The organism is Streptomyces sp. LN549 (assembly GCF_043203805.1).
In the GTDB taxonomy this organism is placed as follows: domain Bacteria; phylum Actinomycetota; class Actinomycetes; order Streptomycetales; family Streptomycetaceae; genus Streptomyces.
On the sequence record NZ_JAZHRI010000002.1, the window covers coordinates 8,681,288 to 8,696,100 of the forward strand.

Annotated in this window: 15 protein-coding genes; 6 read left to right on the top strand and 9 right to left on the bottom strand. The window is 69.8% G+C overall.

The features are described 5' to 3' along the window. Positions 1 to 22: 22 nt before the first annotated feature. Together SH922_RS38400 and SH922_RS38405 are read right to left on the bottom strand one after the other, a co-directional pair. Entirely contained in the window at positions 23 to 1,024 is a 1,002-nt protein-coding gene (locus tag SH922_RS38400) for an NEW3 domain-containing protein (protein ID WP_393063124.1), read from the bottom strand. A gap of 26 nt (positions 1,025 to 1,050) precedes the next feature. Further along, positions 1,051 to 2,499: a Gfo/Idh/MocA family protein gene (locus tag SH922_RS38405; RefSeq protein ID WP_393063125.1), complete on the bottom strand. Its 1,449-nt coding sequence runs from the start codon at positions 2,497 to 2,499 to the stop codon at positions 1,051 to 1,053. 220 nt (positions 2,500 to 2,719) lie between these two features. Here SH922_RS38405 and SH922_RS38410 point away from each other — a divergent pair, with 220 nt between their 5' ends. From SH922_RS38410 to SH922_RS38425, 4 genes are all read left to right on the top strand, one after another. Next, positions 2,720 to 3,058, top strand: a complete 339-nt coding sequence (locus SH922_RS38410; RefSeq protein WP_393063126.1) for a YciI family protein — start codon at positions 2,720 to 2,722, stop codon at positions 3,056 to 3,058. 38 nt (positions 3,059 to 3,096) lie between these two features. After that, on the top strand, positions 3,097 to 4,218 hold the full coding sequence (locus SH922_RS38415) for an RNA polymerase sigma factor (protein WP_393063127.1): 1,122 nt from the start codon (positions 3,097 to 3,099) through the stop codon (positions 4,216 to 4,218). Between the two features lie 74 nt (positions 4,219 to 4,292). Further along, positions 4,293 to 4,850, top strand: a complete 558-nt coding sequence (locus SH922_RS38420) for a YceI family protein (protein ID WP_393063128.1) — start codon at positions 4,293 to 4,295, stop codon at positions 4,848 to 4,850. Between the two features lie 16 nt (positions 4,851 to 4,866). Beyond that, entirely contained in the window at positions 4,867 to 5,310 is a 444-nt protein-coding gene (locus SH922_RS38425) for an ester cyclase (RefSeq protein ID WP_393063129.1), read from the top strand. 89 nt (positions 5,311 to 5,399) lie between these two features. Here the strand turns inward: SH922_RS38425 and SH922_RS38430 are convergent, their stop codons facing one another. The 6 genes from SH922_RS38430 to SH922_RS38455 all read right to left on the bottom strand — a co-directional run bounded on the left by SH922_RS38430 (position 5,400) and on the right by SH922_RS38455 (position 11,185). Then, complete coding sequence (locus SH922_RS38430) at positions 5,400 to 6,728, bottom strand: MFS transporter (RefSeq protein WP_393063130.1); 1,329 nt, start codon at positions 6,726 to 6,728, stop codon at positions 5,400 to 5,402. A gap of 228 nt (positions 6,729 to 6,956) precedes the next feature. Further along, positions 6,957 to 7,907 (bottom strand): catechol 2,3-dioxygenase, encoded by a 951-nt coding sequence (locus tag SH922_RS38435; protein WP_393063131.1) that lies wholly within the window; start codon positions 7,905 to 7,907, stop codon positions 6,957 to 6,959. 49 nt (positions 7,908 to 7,956) lie between these two features. Continuing rightward, positions 7,957 to 9,027, bottom strand: coding sequence for a 4-oxalomesaconate tautomerase (locus SH922_RS38440; RefSeq protein WP_393063132.1), 1,071 nt, complete (start codon positions 9,025 to 9,027; stop codon positions 7,957 to 7,959). After that, complete coding sequence (locus tag SH922_RS38445; RefSeq protein ID WP_393063133.1) at positions 9,024 to 9,740, bottom strand: 4-carboxy-4-hydroxy-2-oxoadipate aldolase/oxaloacetate decarboxylase; 717 nt, start codon at positions 9,738 to 9,740, stop codon at positions 9,024 to 9,026. The genes SH922_RS38440 and SH922_RS38445 overlap by 4 nt, the downstream gene beginning before the upstream one ends. After that, positions 9,737 to 10,486: a PIG-L deacetylase family protein gene (locus SH922_RS38450; protein ID WP_393063134.1), complete on the bottom strand. Its 750-nt coding sequence runs from the start codon at positions 10,484 to 10,486 to the stop codon at positions 9,737 to 9,739. Before SH922_RS38450 ends, SH922_RS38445 begins: the two co-directional genes overlap by 4 nt. A gap of 45 nt (positions 10,487 to 10,531) precedes the next feature. Then, positions 10,532 to 11,185 (bottom strand): GntR family transcriptional regulator, encoded by a 654-nt coding sequence (locus tag SH922_RS38455; RefSeq protein WP_393063135.1) that lies wholly within the window; start codon positions 11,183 to 11,185, stop codon positions 10,532 to 10,534. 255 nt (positions 11,186 to 11,440) lie between these two features. Between SH922_RS38455 and SH922_RS38460 the strand changes: the two genes are divergently transcribed. Then, the gene (locus SH922_RS38460; protein ID WP_393063136.1) at positions 11,441 to 13,213 is read left to right on the top strand and encodes a tannase/feruloyl esterase family alpha/beta hydrolase; all 1,773 of its coding nucleotides are present in this window, start codon (positions 11,441 to 11,443) and stop codon (positions 13,211 to 13,213) included. A 193-nt stretch (positions 13,214 to 13,406) separates the two neighbouring features. Then, positions 13,407 to 13,829, top strand: coding sequence for a hypothetical protein (locus tag SH922_RS38465; protein ID WP_393063137.1), 423 nt, complete (start codon positions 13,407 to 13,409; stop codon positions 13,827 to 13,829). Here SH922_RS38465 and SH922_RS38470 read toward each other — a convergent pair. Then, positions 13,808 to 14,593 (bottom strand): helix-turn-helix domain-containing protein, encoded by a 786-nt coding sequence (locus tag SH922_RS38470; protein ID WP_393063138.1) that lies wholly within the window; start codon positions 14,591 to 14,593, stop codon positions 13,808 to 13,810. The genes SH922_RS38465 and SH922_RS38470 overlap by 22 nt on opposite strands. Positions 14,594 to 14,813 lie beyond the last annotated feature (220 nt).

Sequence of the window (14,813 nt, forward strand, 5' to 3'; positions counted from 1 at the left end):
CCCGGTCGGTCGTGGACCACGCTCAGGAAGCGATCGCCATGTCGAAGAGGTGGACGTTGCCGTTCGCGGGCAGGACCACGAACTCGACCGTCCTGGACGGGTCCAGCGCGATCGAATGGGCGAACACGCTGTACTTCACCGTGGCGTTGCCGTATCCGTCGGGCCGGTTGCGGCCGTCCGTCGACTTGACCAGGGTCGCACCGTGGGCGTCGACCGGGTCGAACGACCAGTTGGGGAAGCCGAACGATCCCGTGGTGGAGGTGCCGTCGGTGTAGAAGACGGTGGCCTTGCCCGTGGCACCGCTGCCGACGCCGGAGCCCAGGAACACCAGCTTGGAACCCTTGCCGGTCAGTGTGACGGCCTGCCCGGCACTTGCCACGTTGTCCTTAGTGCCCGCGGGCACGTCCGGCCAGGTCAGGGTGGCGCCCAGCGCGTCCACCTTCGCTCCGGGCGTGAGACCGACCGCGGCGAGCTTCTGGGCCGAGAAGCTGTTGCCCTCGCCGTCGTAGTTGCCGGCTGTCGTGGCCGACTCGTCGGTGATCGCCACGCCGTTGTACGCCGCCGCCAGGTTCGCCTGCGGTGTTCCGGAGCGGTCGGTCCGGGTGCCGGTGGCCGTTCCGAGGCCATCGCCGCCCTGGTACGTCGCCGTCGCCGTGAACGTACGGATCACGAACCCGGACCGCTTCTCCGGGACCTGGATCCGAAACGTCGTGGAGGCCGAGGCACCCGTCGTGAGGGAGCCGGACACGCTCTGCACGGACGGCTGGACCGCCCATCCGACCGGCCCCGCGAATGACACCTTGAGCGAACGCAGGCGCTGCGGTGCGGTGTTCTTGACGGTGACCTGCACCGTCGAGATGGCCGGTCCGTCGAGGTCCACGGGGGAGACGGTCACCTCGGTCTGCGCCTCGGCGGCGGCCTCCGGTGGCGCGGGCGCGGCCGTGGCCGCCTGTGCGGGAACGAGCAGGACCGCTGCTGCCACCGCGGCGGCTCTGAGCGGATTGATCAGTCGGGCCGTTCTCATGGCGTGCTCCTTGGAGGTGGAGGTCATCAGACGACGGGGGGCATCTCGGTGGTGCGCGAGTCGAGCCCCATGCGGAGGTTGACCCAGGAGCCTCGGGTGAAGTCCGGGATGTCCACCGGACGCCCCTTGGCGGCGAGGGACATGACACTCAGCGGAACCGGTGCGCACCACGAGGCGGAGTCGTACACGTCGATGTCGGGGACCAGACCGGCCCGCATCAGCTGGACCGTGCGCCACTGCAGGACGTAGTCCATGCCGCCGTGGCCGCCGTTCTCGGCCTCGTCACCGAGCTCCTTCCACAGCCAGTGGTCGAACTCCTTGCGGTACGTCTCGAAGTCGCGCCAGGTGTCGCCGCTGTGGTCCGGTTCGAAGTAGACACGTGCGTCGGTGGTCGAGGTGCCCGCGTAGTCCTCGAAGATGCCGCGACTGCCGACGAGCGAGTTGATCCGGCTGTAGGGGCGGGGCGCGCTCACCGCGTGCTCGGCCCGGATCGTCCGGCCGTTCGCCGTCCGGATCTGGCAGGTGACCAGGTCGCCGTTGATGTACGTCTCGTTCCAGGACGGGTGGGACTTCGGCATGAAGCGCTCGCGGTAGTCGGCGAGTCCCTTCGGGGCCGTCGCGGTGGCCGTCAGCGTGGTCATACGGTCGCCGCGGTTGATGTCCATGGCGGCGGCGATGGGCGCCAGACCGTGCATGGGGTAGAAGGACGCGGTGGAGCGGGTGTGCCACAGACGGCGCCAGGAGTCGGTGTAGTAGGTGTCGGAGAACAGCAGCGAGCGCAGGTCGTGGAGGTAGCCGCCGTGACCGTTGGTGAGCTCGCCGAACACGCCCTCGTGGCCCATCTTGAGCATCGCCAGCTCATTGCGCCCGTAGCTGCAGTTCTCGGACAGCATCAGGTTCTTGCGGGTGCGCTCAGAGGTGTCCACGAGGTCCCACAGCTCGTCGAGCTCGGTCGCGATGGGGAGCTCGACGATCACGTGCTTGCCGGACAGGAGTGCGGCCTTGCCCTGTTCGTAGTGGAACTCCCAGGGCGTTGCGATGTAGACGAGGTCGATGTCGTCGCGCTTGAGCATCTCGGCGTAACTGTCGGCGGAGCCGCCGAACTCGGCAGGACGCGGCTTTCCGGCGGTCACCAGCTGGTCGGCGGTGCGCTTGGCCCGGTCGGCGCGGATGTCGCAGACCGCGGCCACGACACAGCCGGGGATGACGGACCAGCCCGTGGTCATCCCGGAGCCGCGGTTGCCGAGCCCGATGACACCGACGCGGACCGTCGCATGGGGCTCGAAGGGGACGTTGATCATGGACTTCTGGCCCGCTGCCCGACGGGGCGCGCCGGCCTGCAGGAGCGCGGAGGGTGCGACGGCCCCGGGAGCCGCCGAGGCAGGTGCGGCCGATCCGAGCCCGACGGCCAGCGCCCCCGTGGCCAGCGTTCCTCCCAGGACCAAACGGCGTGAGACTTCAGGGATTTCAGGCATGCGGCAACGCTCCTCGTTACGAGACACCGGCATCACTGGCGGGGATGACTCTCGCCGGAACGACGGTGACATGTCAAGAGATGTTCACCGTCGCCGAGTTTCGAGCATTAGCGAGCATTCGATCGACGCCGGATGGTTCCGCGCGCATGCACGCGCCGTGTCCCCTACGCTGCTGCTCGTTCGTCGTGTGAGTGAGAGCCCACTCAATTCGGAGGATGCGATGCAGTACGCCCTGCTGATCCACGCCGCGCCCGACCAGGAGGAAGCGCTGTCGGACGCGGAACGCGAGGCGGCTTATGCCGAGTACCTGACGCTGGCCGATGACACGCGGTGCGTCGCGGCGGCGCAGTTGCAGCCAGTCGAGATGACGACGGGCGTGCGCGTGGCCGGTGGCCGGACACTGATCACGGACGGACCGTTCGCCGACACCAAGGAGGTACTCGGCGGCATCTGCCTGATCGAGGCGACGGATCTGGACGAGGCGATCGAGATGGCGTCGCGCATCCCGGCCGCTCGTTACGGCGGCATGGTGGAGATCCGGCCGGTGGTGCGGCGCTGACCGGGCTGGAGGAGGTCTTCCGGGACGAGTGGGGCCGGGTGCTGGCCGCACTGGTCGGGTATCTCGGCGACTTCGACAAGGCCGAGGACGCCACGCAGGAGGCGTTCGCGATCGCCGCCGAGCGCTGGCCCACGTCGGGCGTACCCGACAGGCCGGCTGCGTGGCTCGTGACGACGGCCCGCAACCGGGCGATCGACCGGATCCGCCGGGAGCGCACCCTGGCCGAGAAGATCCACCTCCTGCCCGCACCGGAGGCGGTCATGGACGAATTCGACGACACCCTGATCAAGGACGAGCGCCTGGAGCTGATCTTCACCTGCTGCCACCCGGCGCTGCCGCCGGAGGGGCAGGTGGCGCTCACTCTGCGGGCCCTGGGAGGTCTGGAGACCGCTGAGATCGCCCGGGCCTTCGTCGTCTCCGAGGAGACCATGAAGCGGCGGCTGTCGCGCGCCAAGGCGAAGATCAGGGCGACCGGTATCCCGTTCGCCGTGCCCGGCGCACACCTGCTGCCCGATCGCGTCGACGCGGTCCTGGCGGTCATCTATCTGATCTACAACGAGGGCTACCGGGGCCGGGTCGACCTCGGGGCCGAGGCCATCCGCCTCGGGCGCGTGCTCGCCGGACTCATGCCGGAGGAGCCGGAGGCGCATGGGCTGCTGGCGCTGATGATGATCCACCACGCCCGGCGGCACGCCCGGTTCGCCGGCGAGGACCTCGTGCTGCTCGACGACCAGGACCGGTCGCTGTGGGACACGCGACAGATCGCGCAGGGGCGGGCGGTGCTCGGCCGGGCGTTCGCGCTCGGCGGGCGCGGCGCCTATGTCGTACAGGCGGTGATCGCGTCGATGCAGACACGGCAGCCGGTCGACTGGCCGCAGATCGCCGCGCTGTACGGCCGGCTGGCCGAGCTCACCGGGTCCCCGGTCGTCGAGCTCAACCACGCCGCGGCGCTCGCCCAGGCCGGCGACCCCGCCGCGGCACTGCGCGCCGTCGACCGTCTCGACCTCGACGGCTACCTCTACTACCACTCGACCCGCGCCGAACTGCTGCGGCGCCTCGGCCGGACAGCCGAGGCCCGGACCGCCTACGGCAGGGCGATCGAACTGGCCGGCTCGGCTCCCGAGCGGCGGTTCCTGAACCGGCGGCTCGGAGAATCCTGACCCGGACTGTCCCCCGGGCGGGGCCCCGTTCGTCTTCCAGGTATGAGGGACAACCCTGAACCATGGAGGACGTCATGAGCTCCGCCCCAGCCACTGCCGCGATCCCGGGCTATCTCGTCGGCACCTGGCAGGCCGATCCGGCACACTGCGAGATCTCCTTCTCCGTCCGCTTCCTCACGGTCGGCACGGTGCGAGGCCGGTTCACCGGCTGTGCAGCCACGATCGTCACGAGCGAGGAACCGCAGGGATCGGCGCTGACCGCGACGATCGACGTGGCGTCCATCGACACCGGCAACGAAAAGCGGGACACACACCTGCGCTCCGCCGACTACCTCGACGCGGAGAGCCACCCGACGATGAGCTATCGCTCCACCGGCATCCGCCGGAGCGGTGACGGCTGGACCGTGGACGGCGAGCTGACCCTGCACGGCGTCACCCGGCAGGTGCCCCTGGCCGTCGAGGTGGACGGGTTCGGCCCGGGTCCGTCCGGCGGCCGGCATGCCGCCTTCTCCGCGACTGCGCGGATCGACCGGCGCGACTTCGCCGTCACTGCCCGGACGGACGGCGGCGGTGTCCTGGTCGGCAACAAGGTGTCGATCAGCCTGGTGATCCAAGCCGTCCTCCACAAGTGATCCGAAGGGAAGCACCATGTCGACAGAGCAGGAAGCCCGCAACAAAGCGACGTTCAGCCGCTTCCACGACGCGATGAACAGCAGCGACCCGGACGTCGTCAACAAGACGATCGACGAGGTCGTCGCCCCGGACGTGCTGTTCCACGCGCCCGTGCCGAGCGGCGAGACGGGAGTGGAGGCACTCAAGCACGTGTGGGCGGTGCTCCTGCGCGCCTTTCCCGGCATCCGCGTCACGGTCGAGGACGTGATCGCGGAGGGGGACAAGATCGTCAGCAGGCAGACCGTCACCGGGACCCACCTCGGTGAGTACCGGGGCCTCCCGCCGACCGGCAGGACCGTCACGTACGGCGAGATCTTCATCGCCCGCTTCGAAGGCGACCGCATCGCGGAGCTCTGGGGGGTGGTCGACGTATTCGCGCAGCTGCGCCAGCTCGGCATGATTCCCGGAAGCGCTCCGTGACATCAGGCCATGGACGCGGCGGGCCCGGTGGGACGACGAGGCATGTCGTCTCCTCATCGGCCCACCGGGCCCCGTCGCGGCCGCCCCGGTCAGGCCGTGGCCGTCACCTGACGTGCCGCGGGCTGTCCCGGGTTCCGCCGGGACATGCGCAGACCGGCCAGGGTGATGAAGACGGTGGAGAACACGGCGGAAAGGGCGAAGGCGGTGAAGCCCCAGTTCGCGGCTCCGTTGGCGAGCAGCTGACCGCCCAGCCAGGGGCCGAACACGGCGCCGAAGCGGCCCATTCCGGAGGTCCAGCCCACGGCCGTGGCCCGGTTGGCGGAGGTGGAGTAGCCGGCCACCGTCGCGTAGATCATCGTCTGGGCGCTGTTGAGGAACAGGCCGGTGACGAAGACCACCGTGAAGGTCAGCCCGAGCGGCATGTGGACGCTCAGCAGATAGACGCCGACGGCGGTCAGCAGGAACCAGATCGCGGAGATGCGCGCCGCGCCGAACCGGTCGGCGCAGCGTCCGGCGACGAGCATCCCCACGATGCCGCCGAGGTTGAAGACGACGACGAAGTTCAGTGAGGAACCGAGTTCGTAGCCCTCGTTCCGCATCATGGTGGGCAGCCACGTGGCTACGCCGTAGACGAGCAGCAGGCCGCCGAAGGAGGCCAGCCAGAACATCAGGGTCTGGATCCACTCCTTGCCCCGGAACAGCTGGGCGAGGGCGTACCAGCGGTCGCCGACGGCCCGGGGGTCCTTCGCCGCAGGCATCTCGACGTCGTAACGCGCCGCGAGTTCGTTCGCCTCGGTGGTACGCCCCTTGGCGACCAGGAAGCTCAGCGACTCCGGCATGTACCGGGCGACCAGTGGTACCGCGATGACCAGCGGGACCACGCAGACCCAGAAGGCCGCACGCCAGCCGAGGGGCTCCACGATCCACAGGGCGACGTAGGCGGAGAGGATGCCGCCGACGTGGTGGGCGGTCATCAGCGCGCCTATGACGAAGGCGCCGCGGGCACGCGGGGCGTAGTCCGAGACCATCGTGATCGCGGTCGGCAGCAGGCCGCCGAGGCCGAGTCCGGCGAGCGTCCGGCCGAGGCCGAACACGGTGACCGAGGGGGCTGCCGCGCAGAGGGCCGAGGCCAGGGAGAACAGTGCGGTGCAGGACATGATCATCTTCTTGCGCCCGATGAGGTCGGTGAGCGTACCCGAGGAGAGGGCGCCGACCAGCATCCCGAACGTGGCGTAGCTGCCGAGGTCTCCGGCCATGGACGGTTCAAGACCCAGAGCGTGCTGCTCCAGCATGTGGGGCAGCACCGAGCCGTAGATGAACATGTCGAGGCCGTCGAAGAGCACGACCAGCCAGCACAGCGCGATGACCAGCATGGCCATTGCACTGCCGCGGGCGGCGGGGGCGAGCGAGGAGGACATCGTTGTTTCCTCTCGTCCGGGAGGAGAGTCCCTGGAAGTTGGGGAGAAGGGGCGGTCGGCGCGGCTCGAGCCGCCGACCCGACGCGAGGCGAGAAGCGCGCTCGCAGTGATGGCCTTGACGGTAGAAACACCGGAAGAGTGTGTCAACGTTTTTGTTGACAATCTAAGAAGCAATTTGGCCCCGGTCCGGCGCGCTGGCGGACCGGGGCCGGACGGGGATGCCGAACGTCAGGCGACGGGCGGCGTTCCGTGGGTGTGGAACGACTCGATGGTGCGCAGACCCCAGGCCTGTCCCTTGGCGCGCTCGGCCTCGGTCCAGGTGATCAGGGGCCAGTCGGGGGCCAGCACCAGGCGGGTGAGCGGGTTGCACAGTTCGATGCGGTTGCCGCCCGGCTCGTAGACGTACAGGAAGAACGTCTGCTGGATGGCGTGCTTGTGCGGGCCCGTCTCGATGAACACGCCCGTGTCCAGGGCGAGATCGGCGGCGCGCAGGATGTCCTCGCGGGTGTCCGCGGCGAACGCGATGTGGTGCAGCCGGCCACTCGACCCCGTCCAGTCCTTGGTGTAGACGATGTCGTAGGACTTGTTGGTGAACGTCAGCCACTGGGCCGCGATCCTGCCGCTGTCGAGCCGGATCTGCTCGGTGGGGCGGGCGCCGAGGACCTCACGGTGGAAGTCGCCGTTGGCCGCGACGTCCGCGCCCAGGAAGTTGACATGGTCCAGCCGGCGTACGCCCACGCCGCGGCCCGGTTTGGCCTGCGGCTGGTTCTTGAGGCCCGGCCGCAGTTCGTCCGGCGCCTCGTACCACTCGCTTTCCCAGTACAGGGCCAGCTCGTGGCCGTCGGGGTCGGTGGTGACGTACAACCGGCCGATGCCCGGTTCGTCCTCGGCCCAGCGGCCCGGTCGGCCTGCCGCCCCCAGGGCCTCCACCCGGCGGTGGAGCGCGTCCTCGCTGGAGGTGCGCAGGGCCGTGCGGCGGATCCCGGGGGTGGAGTGGGCGGTGAGCGTGAGGCTGTGATGCTCGTAGTCGTCCCAGGTCCGCAGATACACGGAGTCGCCGGAGCGGCCGTTCTCGGTCAGACCGAGGAAGTCGGTGAAGAAGCCGACGCTGGCATCCAGGTCGGGGGTGAGCAGTTCGACATGGCCGAGGTGGGCGATGTCTCCGAGAGGCGGGGTCATCTGCGACTCCTAGAAGTGCGGGGGTGCGGGAGGGTTGCTCTGGGTGGGGTCAGGCGGGGCGAGGGAAGACCGTGCCGTCGAAGATCTTTCGGGCCGTACGTACGACAGCGGTGCGGCCGGCCCTCGGAAGGGCGCCACCTGCGCCCCGCTCGACGGCCGACTCGATGTCGAGGAACCCCGAGGGGTGCTCTATGCGCAGCCGGTCCCCCTGGGCGGGCAGCCGCGCCACGTCCTCGCCGACGCCGCCCACGACACGCAGCCCTGCGGCCACGCTCGCGGCCCCCAGCACGCCGATGGACGTGTGGCAGCGCACCGGAATGAACGTGCGCGTCGACACCGCGCCGCCGTTCCGCGGCGGCGCCAGCAGGCTTACCTTGGGCACGGTGGCGTTCGCGACATCCCCGAGTCCCATCAACGGGCCTGCTTCGAGGCGGATTTCGCGGATCCGCTGGGCCAGGACCGGGTCCGCCTCCAGCTCCTGCGGATCCTCGTAGCCGGTGAGCCGCAATGCCGAAGCGGCGATCAGGACCGTCGGCATGCCGTTGTCCACACAGGTCACCGACGTGCCGGCAAGGGTGTCGCGGACGCTGCCCGTGGGCAGCAGCGGACTGCTGCCCGGCGGGAAATCGATCACCACCGGTGCGGCGGTACCCGGCACCCCGGAGATCTCGGCGGCGCCTTCGTACGAGACGCGCCCGTCCGGAGTGGGGAAGGTGGCGGTGGCGAGGTCCCCGGTGTTGAGCATGCGGATCCGCACCGAGGTCTCCGCCCGGCCGACGGAGACGAGGCCGCGTTCGACGGCGAAGGGGCCGACTCCCGCGAGAAGATTTCCGCAGTTCTGACGGCTCGACACATCCGCCGTACCGACGCCGACTTGGAGAAAGAGATAGTCGACGTCGGCGTCGGGGACGGCCGATGGGCGAACCACCGCCACCTTGCTGGTGAGGGGGTGCGCCCCGCCCAGGCCGTCGATCTGGCGCGCGTCGGGGCTGCCCATGATCCGCAGCAACAGCTCGTCACGCAGGGCCGGTTCGGCGGGCAGGTCATCCGCCAGGAAGTAGCCACCCTTGGAGGTGCCGCCGCGCAGGAGCATGCAGCGCACACCGGCGGGCGCGGTCACCGCCCCGGCCCGGACGCGTCCGCGGCGTACTCGTCGTACTGCTGGTATCGAACGCCGAGGCGTACGAGTGTCTCGCGCAGCCCGTACCGGTCCAGCCCCAGTTGCCCCGCGGCGAACGCGGCGCGCGTGGCCTCTTCCTTCGCCGTGCGCGCCTTCGACAGCTCGACGGCCTCCGAGGCCCGTTCGCGCGGAACGCACATCACACCGTCGTCGTCGGCGAGGATCACATCACCGGGGCGGATGATCCGGCCTCCGATCACCACCGGCACATTGACCGATCCGCCGGTCGCCTTGACCGTGCCCTGGGCGCAGACCGCGGCCGACCAGACGGGGAAGCCCATCTCGCGCAGCTCGGAGGTGTCGCGCACCCCGGCGTTGGTGACCAGGCCGCGCACGCCCCGGTGCCGCAGCGCGGTGGCGAACAGCTCACCGAACATTCCGTCGGTGGAGGGCGAGGTGGTGGTGACGACGAGAAGGTCGCCCTCGCCGCACTGCTCGACGGCCGCATGGATCATGAGGTTGTCGCCGGGCCAGCTGAGCACCGTGACCGCGGTGCCCGCCACGCGTACGTCCTGCTGGATCGGGCGCAGGTGGGAGCCGAGGAGGCCGGTGCGGCCCAGCGCCTCGTGCACGGTGGCCACGCCGTAGCCGGACAGGGCCGTCACATCCTCGGCCGACGCCTTCGGGGGACGGGTGACGATGACGCCGCTCATGCCAGCTCCCCGGTGACCTGCGGGTAGGGGCGCATGTACGCCTCGGCCCAAGTGGTGTGCGGAAGACCGAGGTTGGGGCCCGCATTGCGCTTGAGCTGGACGCCGCGCCGTCTGCCGAGGTCCGTGTAGTACTCCCACAGGTGTTGCTGGGCCGCCAGGCACTCCATGGCCTTGCGCTTGGTCTCCCAGACCTCGGTGATGTCCAGCAGGACCTCGGGCGCGAACCCGCACATCTCCGGCTGGTGCGGCTCGAAGAAGAAAACCGGGGGAGCCCCGATGATCTCGCCCTCGGCCGGGTAGCCGATCGCCTGGGCCAGGACGCGCGCGTCCAGCGCCATGCGGGCGGCCGCCGGGTGGTCGCCGTTGTACGGGTCGGTGAGGGGATGGGTCAGGACCACGTCCGGCTGCGCCTCGCGATAGACGGCCACCAGCCGGTCGGTGAGCTCCGGCGTGACCGGCAGCGGGTAGTCGCCGGCGTCGAAGAAGACGATGCCGGCGCCGAGCACCGCCGCGGCGCGCTCGGCCTCCTCGCGGCGGATCGCCTTGATCTCCGCCAGCTGCTTGCCCTCGCGCCACGCCTTGGCGGACTCGCCCCGTTCACCGAAGGTCAGGCACGCGATGGTGACCTTCTCCCCGCGGGAGGCGGCGAGGGCTATGGCGCCGCCCGCCCGCCATACGAAGTCCCCGGCGTGCGCGGTGATCACCAGCGTCGATCGTGGGGTGGCGGGCGCCTTGCCGTGCGTCATTGCGAACTCTCCTTGGTGACAGGTGTGCTCCCGCCCCGAGTCGCGTCAGTCGTTGCGCAAGGCGTCGATCACGCTGCCGAGGTGGGCGCGGACGGCTGCTTCCGCCGCCTGCGGGTCCCTGGACGTGATCGCGTCGATCACGGCCAGGTGTTCACTCAGGGACTTCTGTGGACGGCCCGGCCTGAGCGCCAACTGGAACTGATGGCGCACGAGTTGGCCGTTCAGCCGCTCCAGGAGCCCGACGGCCGTCTGCTGGCCGGAGAACTCCCGGATCAGCGCGTGCAGCCGGTGGTTGAGCTCGGAGTAGGTCATCGGCTCGCCGTCGGCCACGGCCTTGGTCATCGCCGCGCCCGTCGCAGCAAGCTCCGCCAGTTGCTCCTCGGTGGCCTCGGCGGCCACCTTGGCGGCGCAGAGTCCTTCGAGGACCATCCGGCACTCGGTGATGGCGACCGCTTCCTCCTTGGTCACCACGCGGACGCGTGACCCGCGGTTACGGATCCGCTCGACCAGTCCTTCGGATGCCAGCTCGAGAAGTGCCGCCCGGATGCTGGCCCGGGTGACACCGAACTGCTCGGCGAGTTCGTCCTCCACCAGCCGCTGGGCGGGTGCCATCTCCCCTTGCAGAATCGCCTGCCGCAGCTTTCCGAGTGCGTGCTGCTTGGCCTGCTCTCCGGAACTGGGACGCGCTTCCTTCGGCATCAATGCCCTCCCTGAGTGAGTGCCTGTCGAACGTAAACTTACGCCAACAGGATTGTCAACAATCTCGTTGCCAAGTCTTGCGCGGAGATCCATGCCGGACTACGTTCCTCGCCGTGGCGCCGCTGCGGAGCCGGACGGCCGGCGGCGTCCCATGCATCAAGGCGTGTCCGCACCCTCCCGACACCCTTCCCACACGCACCCACAGGACCGGCTGACGGGCACGAGGCCCGGGCCGCGATCGAACGGAGTCCGGGTATGCCCATACCCTCACGCTGGTTCCGACAGAAAACGGCCGCCGTACTGGCCACCCTCGCTGCCGTCCTCGCCCTCGCCGGCGGTACGGGCATGGCGCTCGCCGACAGCGCGACCGGCAACGGCCCGGCCGCCGCCCCTGCCTCGGCCGCCGCCCTGGCGACAACCGGAGCGTCCGCCGGCACCGCACCCGCGCTGCCCTGTTCCGCCATCGCCTCACTCGACCTGGCAGCCGACGTACCCGGCGTACCCTTCGAGATCAGCTCCGCGACGGAGCTGGCCGCAGGCAGCAACACCCTCGGGAACTGGGCGGCCTGCTACGTCAAAGGTGTGATCGCCCCGCAGATCCACTTCGAGCTCCGGCTGCCCGAGAGCGGCTGGCAGTCCAACTACCTCCAGGTCGGCTGCGGCGGCCTCTGCGGAAACGTGAACACGGGCAGCGCCCCCGCCTCCAGCGGCTGTGTACCGCTGACCACCGGAGCCTTCGCCGTCGCCTCCAGCGACGAGGGGCATTCCCAGGGCGGCGGACTGTTCTCCACCGATCCCACGCTGCGCGCCGACTTCGGATACAAGTCCGACCACCAGCTCGCGCAGGCTGCCAAGGTCATCATCAAGAAGTACTACGGGCAGGCCGCCGCCCACTCCTACTTCGACGGCTGCTCACAAGGCGGCCACCAGGCACTGACCGAGGCGCAGCGCTACCCGGACGACTTCGACGGGATCATCGCCGGAGCCCCCGCCAACAACTTCACCGCGCTGAACACCTTCTCGCACGCCTGGACGGCCCAGTCCGTGTTCCTCGGCGGCGGCCCCGCCACGCTCACCACCGCCGATCTGGCACCGCTGCACGAGGCGGTCCTCAAGGGCTGCGCCGCCACCGACGGAATCATCGCGGACCCGCTGGGCTGCACCTGGGATCCGGCCACCCTCACATGCCGGGCAGGACAGACCTCCACGCCCGCGGACTTCTGCCTGACCGCCGACCAGGTCACCACACTCCACCGGATCTACTCCGGCCCCACCGACAAGCACGGCAAGCTGCTGTACCCCGGCTACCAACTGCGCGGCTCCGAACTCAACTGGGCCGGGGTCATCGTGCCGGCCCAGGCCACCGGCACCACCGGAGACATCAACTTCGTCAGGGAAACCCTGCGCTACCAGGTCTTCGACAGCCCGCAACCCACGCTCACCTACCGGGACATCGAGTTCACCGAGGCCTACTACAAGAAGATCGTCCGGCCCAACGAGGGCATGTACGACGCCACCGACCCGGACCTGAAGGCGTTCAAGGCGAGCGGTGGCAAGCTGATCCTCTGGCACGGACTGGGCGACCAGCACATTCCGGCCGTCGGCACCATGGCGTACTACAAGGCCGTGCAGAAGACGATGGGCGGAACGGCGGCGACGGCGAGCTTCGCCCGGCTGTTCCTCCTCCCGGGCGTCGCGCACTGCGGCGGCGGCCAGGGCCCGAGCGACTTCGACGCGCTGACCGCCGTCGTCGACTGGGTCACGAAGGGCGACGCCCCCGACAGTCTGACGACCACGTCGGCCGACAGCGCCGGCAAGGTCACGGCCTCCCGCCCCGTCTACCCCTTCCCGTACGTCGCCGAGAACACCACCGGGGGACCTGCCGACGAGGCCGGCAGCTACACCCCCGTCAAATCCGCCGCGGAGGCAGGCCTGACGCTGAACTGGCTCGGTTCCTTCCGTTCCGGATACGAGACCGTCGGCAACTGGGTCAACGGCAAGTGGGTCGTCACCAAGGGCAAAGCCTGACCGGGTGACGTGAGCACCGCCGACGAGTAACGCCGTACGGTGCGCCCCCTGCTCCCACCGGGGGCGCACCGTACGCCCGGCTGCCCTGCCCCACTTGGCACCGCAGTCGCCCATTCCCGGCAGGGAATTGCCGGTACGCCGTGCCCGGCGCAGGATCTCGTCCGAAGCGATCCACCGGGCAAGGAGTTCACACGTGAGCGAGACCGACCCTCAGGACCTGGCCAACCGCTACATCGCCCAGTGGGTGGTGCCGGATGCCGCCGAACGCCGCGCAGCCATCGAGCAGCTGTGGGCCGAGGACGGTACCCACTTCCTTCAACCGCCGGTGGAGATCAGGGAGATCGCCGCAGGGATCGGCTTCGACCGAACGACCCTGCAGGCCCAGGGTTACGACGCCTTCGAGACCCGGGTGGCGCGCAGCCACGAGAAGTTCGTCAAGGAGGCGGGGCTCACCTTCCGCTCCCGTGCCGATGCCGTACGCCTGCACGACCTGGTCAAGTTCTCCTGGGAGACGGTGTCCGCCGGCACCGGGGAGGTGGTCGGTGGCGGACTGGAGATCCTGGTGCTCGACGAGGACGGCCGGATCAGGGCCGACTACATGTTCCCGGGGGCCTGACCCGGCGGCGGCCCGGCCGGATCCTTTGGCCGGGCCGCCGCCGAGAGAGCATCGGCCGTCTCCTGGTCGGCCGGCAGGAACGCCTCCAGTTTCAGCTCGGCGAGCGTCACGTCGACGGCGGTGGCGAAGGTCGTCACCGTCGTCATCAGGCGCAAATCCCCGAACGGAGAACGTAGTTGGAGCGGAACAGCGAATCCGAGCTGCCCGGCGGACGGCTCCAGGCCGGGCACGTACGCGGTGAGTTCGTCGCGCAGTTCCGCCAGGTGCCCGAGGCCGGCGAGGATGTGGCGCGCCCATTCGGAGAGGTTGCGGATGCGAGGGGCCAGCCCGTCGGGGTGGAGCGCGAGACGGTAGACGTTCCTGCCGGGTCCGACCAGCTCAGGAGCCGCGCCCTCGGTGATCAGATCGAAGGCGGAGTTCGCGGCGATCAGGGCACCGGATCGGTCCACGACGAGGGCGGGGTAGGGCAGATGACCGCGCAGAACACGGTCGATCGCCGCCCGCACCGGGGCCAGTTCGGGATCGTCGAGCGAACTCTCCGGGTAGGCGGGCGCGTATCCGGCCGCCAGCAGCAGTTCGTTGCGCTCGCGCAGCGGCAGCTCCAGCGACTCCGCCAGCCGCACGACCATGGGCCGGCCGGGGGCGGACCTGCCGGATTCGATGAAGCTGAGATGGCGCTGGGTGGTTCCCGCCCGGAGCGCCAGGTCGAGCTGGCTGAGGCGGAGACGGGTGCGGCGGTCGCGTAATGCGCGAGGGAAGTCCACGGGCCCGTTGTACCGGCGCCGGAGGATTCAGGTCCATTCCCCCGAGGGAATGGACCGCAGCCTGCCTCACGTCCCGGCCATGCGGGCAGGGGCCGTTCGTACCGTCCGACTGCCCCAAGAGGCAGCTCCGGATGCCCCGGGCCCGCAGGGGGCGGGCTGGACGGGGCAGGGAATCTGCCGTGAAGGTGGAGAACCGGTAGAAGGGCCGGCCGCTGCGGTT